The following is a 10,025-nucleotide window of genomic DNA, read 5'->3' on the forward strand; positions in this document are numbered from 1 at the left end:
CGGACCGGCAGGCCAAGGAGCGGCTATTCGCGTCATGTCAGGGACCAGCCCGGCACATTGCCCCGCGCCCGGTAAGCGCCCTCTTACGCTGCTCGGCCTTCGTACACGCCTGGCCCTCACGGTCCTCGCTACCGCCCTCGTCCCCGCAATTCTCCTGACCGCGGGGACGACGCCCCTCACGGTCGGCGTCACGGTCGTCGTCGCGCTTGCGCTCGCCTGGGCCGGCGTGGGTCGGTTCGTCATCCAGCCGCTGCGCGACCTCCTGTACCGGCTGGGAATTCCGCACGACGTCGGTGAAGACGCGGGACTGCAGGTGGCGGCGGCGCAGGTCGCGGCGAAGCACGAGGTGCACAAGCGCGAGATCGATCGTCTGAAGCGGGGCCACGGGCTGTTCGCCGGCATCAACGCCGCCGCGCGCCAGGCACGCGACCGCGATCTGCTGCTCCGCGAAGTATGCACGCTGGCGACGCGTAGCGGCGGATTTCGCCACGCCTGGGTGGGGGTGTACGACTCCACGGAGCGCGCCTTCGCGCCGCTGTGGCACGACGGCGGCGGCGAAGTGCACCTCGGCGATTTCCGCCTGGCGCTCGACGGACCGGGAGCCGGCATCGCGGCGGCGCTCCTCGCCGGGCACACGGTGACGAGCGACGACATCGCCCTCGATCCGCGCTTCGACGCCGGGCGCCCGGAGGCGCTCGCGCAAGGTCTCCGATCGTGCGCCTACCTGCCGCTGCGCACGGGCGGCGACGTGGTCGCGACCCTCGGCCTGTACGCGGAACGTCCCGGCTTTTTCGATACCGCCGAGGTATCGCTCCTGGAAGAGATCAGGGATGAAGTGTCGCTGTGTCTCGATTACCTCGACAAGGAAGAGGCGCTGCATCACCTGGCGTATTACGACGCCCTGACCGGCCTGCCCAACCGCGTGCTGTTCGCCGACCGCCTCGACCAGGCGCTGGCGCGGGAACGCTACCGGCGCCGGCACGTGGCGGTCCTCATGGCGCACGTCGACCGCTTCAAGGAGATCAACAGCCTCCACGGGCACCCGGTCGGAGACGCCCTCTTGCGCGAGATCGCCCGACGCCTGAGCGATGCGATACGCACGGGCGACACGATCGCGCGCACCGGCACGGCGGCGTTCGGCCTCATACTCACGGACGTGGCCCAGCCGGGCGACGCCGCCATCGTCGCCCGCAAGATCGCCCGGACGCTCGAGGCGCCGGTCGAGATCGAAGGGCGCGAGTTCTACATCACGCTCGGCATCGGCGCCTCGGTCGCGCCCGGGGACGGCAACGACACGGAAACCCTCCTGCGCAATGCCGACACCGCGCTGCACATGGTCGGGAACGAGTCGGGTACGCGTTACCGCCTGTACACTCCCGAGATCGACGCGCGGGCGCGCAACCGCTTCGAGATCGAACGCGAGCTCCGGCGCGCGATCGAACGCCGAGAGCTCGAGCTCCACTATCAGCCGATCGTCGATCTGAAGGACCTGCGGGTGATCGGGGCCGAAGCACTGCTCCGCTGGCACAACGCCCGCCTCGGGCCGGTCTCTCCCGGAATCTTCATTCCCATCGCCGAGCAGAACGGGCTGATCGTGCCGATCGGCGAATGGGTCCTCAAGCGGGCGTGCGAGCAGGCCCGCCGCTGGAAGGGACTCGGGCTGCCGAGCCGCATCGCCATCAACACGTCCGCGATCCAGCTCCGCGACCCCGAGTTCGACCGCCGCGTGCTCGCGGTACTCTCCGGGGAAGACGGGGCGCCGGGGCCGCTTCTTCTCGCTCTCGAGATTACCGAATCGAATCTGATGGACAACGCCGAGCAGTCGGCGGAGCACCTCGACCGGCTGCGCGGCAGGGGCGTCGCGGTGTCGATCGACGATTTCGGCACCGGCTATTCCTCGCTCACCTACCTCAAACGTCTTCCCGTCGACACGCTCAAGATCGACATCGGGTTCATCCGCGACCTCACGCACGACCCCGACGACGCGGCGATCGTCAAGGCGATCGTCGCACTCGCACACAGCCTCGAGCTCACCGTCGTCGCCGAAGGCGTCGAGACACCCGAGCAGCTGGAACTGCTGCGCCGGCTCGGCTGTGACGCCGCGCAGGGATTCCTCTTCAGCCCGGCCGTGACGCCGGAGCGCTTCGAGTCGCTGAGCCGGGCCGGATTCGCCGGGATTCCGGCCGCGCAGTAGTGCGCGAAACGGAAGGCCCGGAGGATGCCGGGTGGGGCGGGAAGGCGGAGCGCTTCAGGCGAGCGCGCGGGTGAGGGCCTCGCAGACGCGATCGATGTGCCTTTCCGGCATGCCGGGATAGATGGGGAGCGAGAGGTTCTCTTCCGTCAGGCGCTCACAGACCGGAAGGCTGCCCGGCCGGTAGTCCAGGCGCCGGTACACCTCCTGCAAATGCAGGCCCTGCGGGTAGCAGAGCGCCGTCGGGATGCCCGCGTCGGCCAGCGCCTGGCGCGCGGCATCGCGCCCACGCGGGATGCGGACGGTGTAGAGGTTGTAGGCGTGTTCCGCGCCGGCGGCGGTTGCCGGCACGACGAGCGCCGTGCCGGCGAGGCGGCGGTCGTAGGCGCGGGCCACGCCGCGGCGACCGTCGATGTCGGCGCGGACGCGGCGCAGCTTGATCCGGAGCAACGCGGCCTGGATCTCGTCCAGGCGGCTGTTGCACCCGACCTCGACGTGAATGAACGGCTTCACCGCGCCGTGGTTGCGCAGCCGGCGGACGTGCTCGTTCACCGCGTCGCTGTTCGTCGTGATCATCCCGCCGTCCCCGTAGCAGCCGAGCACCTTCGTCGGATAGAAACTGAAGCTGCCGGCATCGCCCATCGATCCCACGACCCTGCCGCCGACCGTGGCGCCGAACGACTGCGCGCAGTCCTCGATTACCGCGAGCTTGTGCCGGCGCGCGATCTCCCCGAGCGCCGACATGTCGCACGGATGGCCGAAGATGTGCACCGGAACGATCGCCCGCGTGCGGTCCGTCACGCGCTCGGCCACGCTCTTCGGGTCGAGCGTGAAACTCGCCGGATCGATGTCGGCAAACACCGGCGTCGCGCCGACGACATCGATCGCCTCGCTGGAGGCGAAGAACGTGTAGGGCGTGGTGATGACCTCGTCGCCCGGCCCGATCCCGAGCGCGCGCAGGCTGAGGATGAGGGAGTCGGTTCCGTTGGCGACGCCGATCGCGTGCTTGACGCCGACGTACTCCGCGAACTCGCGTTCGAAGTCGGCCACGTTGGGCCCGAGGATGAAGCTGCCCTTCGCCCCGGTCTCCCGGATCGCGGCAAGCCATTCGGCCTCGAGCGCGCCGAACTGCGCGGTGAGGTCGAGGAACGGAACGGGATCGGTCACGACTGTATCTTCTCCTTGACGAGCATGGCGACGCGCAGCGCTTCCAGTCCCACCCGCCCGTCGACGAGCGGGCGGCTGCGGTGGCGCACCGCGTCCACGAAATAGGCGAGCTCGGTGTCGAGCGGCGGGCGCGGCTCTATCGCGAGCACCTCGGTCACGATCTTCGGCCACTTGCCGCCCGCCTCGTCCGGCACGGCGCGCACGACCTCGAGCTTCTGGTCGATGTAGTCCAGGCCGTAGTAGTGCTCGTTGCCGAAGATGCGGATGCGGCGCAGCTTCTTGTTCGAGACGCGGCTCGCGGTCACGTTGGCGACCGCCCCGTTCTCGAACTCGATGCGCGCGTTGGCGATGTCCACGTGCTCGGTGATGACCGGGATACCGTCCGCGGCGATCGACCGGATGTTCGACTTCACGAGCGACAGCACGATGTCGATGTCGTGGATCATGAGGTCGGTCACCACGTCGACGTCGATCGCGCGCTCGACGAAGGTGCCGAGACGGTGCACTTCGAGAAACCGCGGGTTCGTGACGCGCCGGGCCAGCTCCATGATGCCGGCGTTGAACCGCTCCAGGTGGCCGACCTGGAAGACGACGCCCTTGCTCTCCGCGAGCTCGACCAGCTCCTCGGATTCGCCGAGCGTAGGGGCGATCGGCTTCTCCATCAGCATGTGCACGCCGCGCTCGAGGAACGGCCGGGCCACGGCCGCATGGTAGACGGTCGGCACCACGATGCTCACCGCCTCGACCCGTTCGAGCAGCTCCTGGGGGTCGGTACAGGCAAGGCAGCCGTGCTGCTCGGCGACCGACCGCGCCCGCGCACCGTCCACGTCGGCGACGCCGACGAGCTCGACGTCGGGCATGGAAGCGTAGATGCGCGCGTGGAAGCGTCCGAGGTAGCCGACGCCGATGACGCCGACGCGCAGCCGACCGGCAGGGGCGGGTTGGGGATCCGTCATGTCGTGAGGGGCGTTCGATCCTTGGGCCGCGCTCGAAGGGGCGTCGCGGGCGCGGCGATTATACTATGCCCTACTCTGTATGAGCATTCGGGCCGACGCGCCCTCACATTCGCAGCGTCAAGGGGAACCGCCATGCCACGAAGCGTCCTCGTCACCGGCTGTTCGAGCGGAATCGGCAAGTCCGTCGCGTTCGGGCTCAAGGCGCGCGGCTACCGGGTCTACGCCACCGCCCGCAGGCCCGCCGACGTGGCGGCGCTGCGGGAGGCCGGCCTCGATGCCCTGTTTCTCGATCTGGATTCGTCGGAATCCATCCGGATCGCCGTCGATGAGGTGCTCTCGCGCACCGCCGGCAGGCTCCACGGGCTGGTCAACAACGCCGCGTACGGCCAGCCCGGGGCCGTCGAGGATTTGAGCCGCGAAGCGCTGCGGGCACAGTTCGAGACCAACCTCTTCGGAACGCACGAGCTCACCGCGCGCCTCCTGCCGGCATTCCGCGCCCGGAACGAGGGCCGAATCGTGCAGATCAGCTCGCTGCTCGGGCTGGTTTGCCTGGCCTATCGCGGGGCATACAACGCCTCCAAGTTCGCTCTCGAGGCGCTTACGGACACCCTTCGACTGGAGCTGCGGGGGAGCGGGATACGGATCAGCCTCGTCGAGCCCGGTCCGATCGCGACCCGGTTTCGGGACAACGCCTACGCCGCCTACAAGCGGCACATCGACCCGACGGGAAGCGTACACCGGTCGAACTACGAGCACATGGAGCGGCGCCTGGCCGGCCGCGGGGGACCGCTCCCCTTCACCCTTCCGGCGGAGGCCGTCCTGCCCAAGGTGGTGCACGCGCTCGAGGCGCGCCGGCCGCGGCCGCGGTACGCGGTTACCGTGCCCACCCGCTTCTTCGCCGTCGCGCGCCGCCTGCTCCCGACGACCGCGCTCGATCGGCTCCTGTGGCGCGTCAGTGGGGCGGGACGGCGCTGAGGGATCGCCCCCGCCCGGGGCTGTCACCCATTTGCCGGCCGCCGGCGTTGACTCTCTTGTCCGCCCATACCGGGCCCCGACGGAGGACAAGACATGAAAAAGACCCTGCTCGCCCTGGCCGGCGCACAGGTTCTGGCCCTCGGCCTCGGAAGCTCGCCGGCCTCGGCCGGCGAGGTCCGGGTGCACGTGCACCTGGGCTTCCCGCACGTGATCTACGCGCCGCCGGTCGTGGTTCACCCGCCCGTCGTGTACCACGCCCCCGTGTATTACCCGCCGCGGGTGATTTACCATCAGCCGCCACCGCGGCATCACGACCGGCATCACGGGCATGGGTACCACCATGGCAAGCATTACCACGCGGCCCCCGCGTACCGCGCCGGGCACGGGCGGAAGGGGTTCGCGGACGTTGTGCGTGGGCCGCGCCACGACGGCCGGCGGGGCTGATACCGGCGGCCGATTGGGCGTCGTGTGTACGGGACATCGGTGAGCGTGCTTCCCGCGCCCGCCGTGGAAGGCGCGTCCACGGGCCAGACGCTCGGGCAGTTCCTGGCGAGCGTCGAGCACCGTGCCTACCGCTTCGCGCTCTACGAGCTGTGGGACCGCGAGGCGGCACTCGACGCCGTCCAGGACAGCATGCTGCGTCTGACCGAACGTTACGCCGATCGGCCGAGCGCGGAGTGGCCGGCCATCTTCTTCACGATACTGCGGAACCGCGCCACCGACGCGAAGCGCTGGCGCGCGTGGCGCCGGGTGCGCGGCCTGCTGCGCGGCGATCGGTACGGCGAGGAGGACGACCCGCTCGCCTCGATCCCGAGTCCTGTCGACGGACCGGACGCCGGTGCGGAGGCGCGGCAGCAGCGGGAGCGCATCGAGGAGGCGCTCCGGGCCCTGCCCGCGCGCCAGCGGCAGGTGTTTCTCCTGCGCGAGTGGCAGGGCCTCACCGCGGTCGAGACGGCGCAGGTGCTCGGTTGTTCGGTCGGCGCCGTGAAGCAGCATCACTTCCGCGCGCTCAAGGCGCTGCGGGCAAAGTTGTCGGAGGTGTGGCATGGCGAAACCCGATGAATGCATGAGGGATGCGCATCCGGCGGACGACGAGCTGGACCGGCTGCGCGCGGGACTGATCGAGACGTCGAGCGCCGGATACGAGGGGCTGCGCGCGCACGTCCAGGCCTGCGCGCGGTGTCAGGCGCGCGGCCGCGTGTGGGCGCGCGTGGGCGAGTCGCTCGACGCAGGCGCCCACGAGGCGGGGCTGGGACTGCGGCTGCGCTCGCGCCGCGAGCGCGCGCTGCGCGGCGAAGCGAGCCGGGCGCCCGCTCGCCGCGCCGCGGTGGCGGTCTTCGCGAGCTTCGTCGTCGCCACGCTGGCCATCGGGCTCGGCATGTGGACCTATCTCGAGCCGGAGCCCGGCGATTCGCAGTTCGCTTCGGCCCCCGCGCGCGATGCCGACTCCGACCTCTACGCCGACATCGACTTCTATCTCTGGTTGCTGAAGCGGGAGGCCGCCAACGCGGCGCCGAACGGATAACGCATGCGCCGGACACGTCGACTGATCCTCGTTCTCGCCGCGCTGCTCCCGGGCCTCGCCGGCGCGGCGCCGTGGGGCGCCCTCAGTCCCGAGGAGCGCGCCGTGCTGCAGTCGCATCGCGGCGAGTGGGATCGCTATTCCCCTGAACAGCAGGAGCGCCTGCGCCAGGGCGCGCAGCGTTATCTCAATCTCTCTCCCGCCGAGCGCAGCGCCGTCGAGGAACAGCGGCGCCGCTACCAGGCGCTGCCCCCGGAGCGGCAGCGCTCGCTGCGCGACGAGTACCGCAAGGGGCGGCGCTGACGCTCGTCGCGCGCCCTCGCTCGCGGGCGCCTTCATGCCTCCGGGAATCGCCGAAATGCGATCGGAAATCGAACGCTGGAACGCGAAGTACCTCGCCGCCAACCCGAACCCGCGCTTCGAGCCGGATCCGCTGCTCGTCGACCTCGCGCCGAAGCTGCGGGGCGGAGTGGCGCTCGACGTCGCCTGCGGAGTCGCGCACAACGCGATGTTCCTCGCCGAGCACGGCTACGAAGTGCTCGCGGTCGACGGAAGCCTGGCGGCTTTGAGGTATGCACGCGATCGGCTTCGTGAACGGCCGTTGCCCGTCTGGCTCGTCGCCGTGGACCTCGATCGCTTCGCGCCGGCCGAGGCGCAGTTCGACCTCATCGTCATCGTGCGCTTCCTCGACCGAAGCCTGATTTCCCGCCTGGTACGCGGCCTCCGTCCGGGCGGGCTCTTCGTCTGCAAGACGTTCAACGTGAACTACCAGCGCGAGCGTCCCGCGTTCAATCCGGATTTTTTGCTCAAGCCGGGCGAGCTTGCGCGGCTGCTGCGCGACCTGCAACCGGTTGCGACCAACGACGCGCCGGACATCCGGGAGATCGAGACGTACTGGATCGGCAGGCGCGTCACGGCGTGACGCCGCTCGGCCACGGGCCGGAACCGGCACCTCGCGGCCCCTGGCGCGTCTCGCGGCGGCATCGCGCACTTCGTTCGATTCAGCTCGGGTCGCCGTCGTCCTCGATTCCCCACAACCGCACGCGCGCATGATCCGCGCCGGTCGGGCGTACGACACGGAACTCCTCGACGATCTCGCCGTTCTCGACGCGCCGCTCGACCGCGAGCAAGGTGTGCAGCGGATGCTCGCACAGGCTCGCCGCGAATTCGGCCTCGTCGCGTGCGGCCCGCAGCGCGGTGGTGCGGTCGGGCGCACCGTAGCGAGCCATGAAATGCGTCGCGAGCCGCTCCAGCACGGCGGCGTGCTCTTCGTCGCTGATCTCCTCGACGGCGACGAGCGTGCTCCAGCCGAAGCTCTCCGTGCCCAGGAAACCGCTGCGGAACGCCTGCCCGGGCTTGCCGTGCAGGAGGGCGGGATCCCGATCCACGAAGGCGAAAGACCCCGATACCGCCCACTCGCTCGGAAGCGAAGGCGGCTCGTAGACACGGCTGTCGGATTCGTCCAGGCGGATGACGCGGGGAAAGCGCATCGGGCTATCGTACACCCGGCGTACGGGGGCGGCGGCCGCGCCCTCGGCGCGGCTACGGATTGCCCCGCTTCCCCCCGTTTGATTCAATCGGCCGATACCGCCCGGGAGGCGCCCATGGCCGAGGACCGCGACCCCCCTCGTCGACGATTCGTCAAACTCTGTGCCTCGCTCGTCGCGCTCGCCGGGGCGAGCCCGGCGCTCCTCGCGGGGACGGAGGCCGTCGCTCGCCGTTATCACCGCGTTCGGCTCGTCGACCCGGAGGGCCGCCCGGTCGCCCCGGACCACCTCGAGGTGGGCGAAAACTACCTCTTCCACTATCCGTACGTCAGCACCCCGTGCTTTCTGCTCGATCTCGGGAGGCCGACGCGGCACAGGGCGAACCTGACCACCGAAGGCGGGGAGCGTTACGAGTGGACCGGCGGCGTCGGTCCCCAGCGTTCCATCGTCGCGTTCTCCGCCATCTGCGCGCACAAGATGTCCCATCCGGCGCGCGAGGTGAGCTTCATCAACTACCGCCACGAGCCGGTGCGCTACACCGACGGCGAACAGTCGGCGCGCCGGGCGCAGGTCATCTACTGCTGCTCGGAGAAGAGCGTCTACGATCCGCTCGACGGGGCGCGTGTGCTTTCGGGGCCGGCCAAGCAGCCGCTCGCCGCCATCCTCCTCGAGCAAGGGCGGGACGGCGGGCTCGAGGCGGTCGGCACCTACGGCGGGGAAATGTTCGACCGTTTCTTCCGCGAGTTCGGCTTCCGCCTGGCGCTCGAGCTCCAGACCAGCGACATCCGCGCGGAGGTGCGCGAGACCGCGACGGTCCTGCCGCTCGCGGATTACTGCCGCACCCAGGTGCTGTGCTGAGAAGGCGATGTCGAATGCTGAATGCCGAATGCTCGATTGATGAGCGCGCGAAGCGCGCCACTTCCATTCGATATTATTAAGAATTCAACATTCTTCTCTCCCTTTACACTCCAGCAGCTCGGCGAGCGCCCCGTGTCCCGCCTCCGCCGCGGCCATCGCGGGCGTCCGGCCGGCACGGTCGCGCGCGCCCCGGTCTGCGCCGCGCTCCAGCAGCAGTCGAGCGCTTTCGAGCGAACCGACGACGGCGGCATGGTGCAGCGCCGTGGCGTCCGCCTCGTCGCGCGCCTCGAGCGTCGGGCGCGCCCGCTTCACGAGCAGCCGCACGACCTCGGTTCGGCCTTCGTGAATGGCGCGCATGAGGGGCGTCCATCCGTAGATGTCGGCCGCGTCGACGTTCGCGCCGGCATCGACCAGAACGGCGGCGAGGTCCGCGTAGCCGCTGGCGCTGGCGATCATGAGGGCGGTCCACCCGTTGGACGCGCGCGCGTCGACTTCCGCCCCTTTTTCCAGCAGGGCCGTCACCGTGTCCAGGTCGCCCCGGACCGAGGCGTACATCAGCGCCGTTCCGCCCCGGCCGTTCGTGGTATTGACGGCGGCGCCCGCCTCCAGCAACCCGCGGACGAGCGCGGCGTCGCCCGCGCCGGCCGCCACCATGAGCGCCGTGCGGCCGTCCGGCGTCTTCCCGTTCACGTCCGCGCCGCGCTCGATCGCCCGCGCGACGGCCGCGACGTCCCGCCTGGCAAGTGCCGCGGCGAGGTCGGCATCGGGGTCGGCGGCATGGAGCGGAGCTGCCGTTGCGAGGGCGAGGAGAGCCAACAGCCGGGCTTTCATGGGAAAGGAAACGATGTATGTTGAACGCTCAATGTCGA

Annotated in this window: 12 protein-coding genes; 8 read left to right on the top strand and 4 right to left on the bottom strand. The window is 70.1% G+C overall.

All coding sequences use genetic code 11. The annotated features are described in order from the left end of the window. The first annotated feature begins 34 nt into the window (after nucleotides 1-34). On the top strand, nucleotides 35-2,194 hold the full coding sequence (locus SVA_RS11380; RefSeq protein WP_096461338.1) for a putative bifunctional diguanylate cyclase/phosphodiesterase: 2,160 nt from the start codon (nucleotides 35-37) through the stop codon (nucleotides 2,192-2,194). 54 nt (nucleotides 2,195-2,248) lie between these two features. On the opposite strand, the gene SVA_RS11385 is transcribed toward SVA_RS11380, so the two are convergent. Both SVA_RS11385 and SVA_RS11390 read right to left on the bottom strand, forming a co-directional pair. Next, complete coding sequence (locus SVA_RS11385) at nucleotides 2,249-3,358, bottom strand: DegT/DnrJ/EryC1/StrS family aminotransferase (RefSeq protein ID WP_096461339.1); 1,110 nt, start codon at nucleotides 3,356-3,358, stop codon at nucleotides 2,249-2,251. Further along, nucleotides 3,355-4,314 carry a Gfo/Idh/MocA family protein gene (locus SVA_RS11390; protein ID WP_096461340.1) on the bottom strand — a complete coding sequence of 320 codons (960 nt, stop codon included), beginning with the start codon at nucleotides 4,312-4,314 and terminating at the stop codon, nucleotides 3,355-3,357. The genes SVA_RS11385 and SVA_RS11390 overlap by 4 nt, the downstream gene beginning before the upstream one ends. 132 nt (nucleotides 4,315-4,446) lie before the next feature. Here SVA_RS11390 and SVA_RS11395 point away from each other — a divergent pair, with 132 nt between their 5' ends. The 6 genes from SVA_RS11395 to SVA_RS11420 all read left to right on the top strand — a co-directional run bounded on the left by SVA_RS11395 (nucleotide 4,447) and on the right by SVA_RS11420 (nucleotide 7,733). Then, the gene (locus tag SVA_RS11395; RefSeq protein WP_096461341.1) at nucleotides 4,447-5,289 is read left to right on the top strand and encodes an SDR family NAD(P)-dependent oxidoreductase; all 843 of its coding nucleotides are present in this window, start codon (nucleotides 4,447-4,449) and stop codon (nucleotides 5,287-5,289) included. 93 nt (nucleotides 5,290-5,382) lie between these two features. Further along, nucleotides 5,383-5,733 carry a hypothetical protein gene (locus tag SVA_RS11400; protein WP_179948791.1) on the top strand — a complete coding sequence of 117 codons (351 nt, stop codon included), beginning with the start codon at nucleotides 5,383-5,385 and terminating at the stop codon, nucleotides 5,731-5,733. 39 nt (nucleotides 5,734-5,772) lie between these two features. Continuing rightward, nucleotides 5,773-6,351: an RNA polymerase sigma factor gene (locus SVA_RS11405; RefSeq protein ID WP_197703175.1), complete on the top strand. Its 579-nt coding sequence runs from the start codon at nucleotides 5,773-5,775 to the stop codon at nucleotides 6,349-6,351. Then, nucleotides 6,335-6,814, top strand: coding sequence for a hypothetical protein (locus tag SVA_RS11410; RefSeq protein WP_096461342.1), 480 nt, complete (start codon nucleotides 6,335-6,337; stop codon nucleotides 6,812-6,814). Before SVA_RS11405 ends, SVA_RS11410 begins: the two co-directional genes overlap by 17 nt. A 3-nt stretch (nucleotides 6,815-6,817) precedes the next feature. Further along, nucleotides 6,818-7,114, top strand: coding sequence for a DUF3106 domain-containing protein (locus SVA_RS11415; RefSeq protein ID WP_096461343.1), 297 nt, complete (start codon nucleotides 6,818-6,820; stop codon nucleotides 7,112-7,114). 55 nt (nucleotides 7,115-7,169) lie between these two features. Beyond that, nucleotides 7,170-7,733, top strand: a complete 564-nt coding sequence (locus SVA_RS11420; RefSeq protein WP_169924062.1) for a class I SAM-dependent methyltransferase — start codon at nucleotides 7,170-7,172, stop codon at nucleotides 7,731-7,733. Between the two features lie 79 nt (nucleotides 7,734-7,812). On the opposite strand, the gene SVA_RS11425 is transcribed toward SVA_RS11420, so the two are convergent. Next, complete coding sequence (locus tag SVA_RS11425) at nucleotides 7,813-8,301, bottom strand: DUF6505 family protein (protein WP_096461345.1); 489 nt, start codon at nucleotides 8,299-8,301, stop codon at nucleotides 7,813-7,815. 114 nt (nucleotides 8,302-8,415) lie between these two features. On the opposite strand from SVA_RS11425, the gene SVA_RS11430 reads away from it, so the two are divergent. Next, the gene (locus tag SVA_RS11430; RefSeq protein ID WP_096461346.1) at nucleotides 8,416-9,156 is read left to right on the top strand and encodes a Rieske (2Fe-2S) protein; all 741 of its coding nucleotides are present in this window, start codon (nucleotides 8,416-8,418) and stop codon (nucleotides 9,154-9,156) included. An 84-nt stretch (nucleotides 9,157-9,240) separates the two neighbouring features. Here SVA_RS11430 and SVA_RS11435 read toward each other — a convergent pair whose 3' ends face one another. After that, complete coding sequence (locus SVA_RS11435; RefSeq protein ID WP_096461347.1) at nucleotides 9,241-9,987, bottom strand: ankyrin repeat domain-containing protein; 747 nt, start codon at nucleotides 9,985-9,987, stop codon at nucleotides 9,241-9,243. Nucleotides 9,988-10,025 lie beyond the last annotated feature (38 nt).

It is taken from the genome of Sulfurifustis variabilis, assembly GCF_002355415.1.
GTDB classification, from domain to species: Bacteria; Pseudomonadota; Gammaproteobacteria; order Acidiferrobacterales; family Sulfurifustaceae; genus Sulfurifustis; species Sulfurifustis variabilis.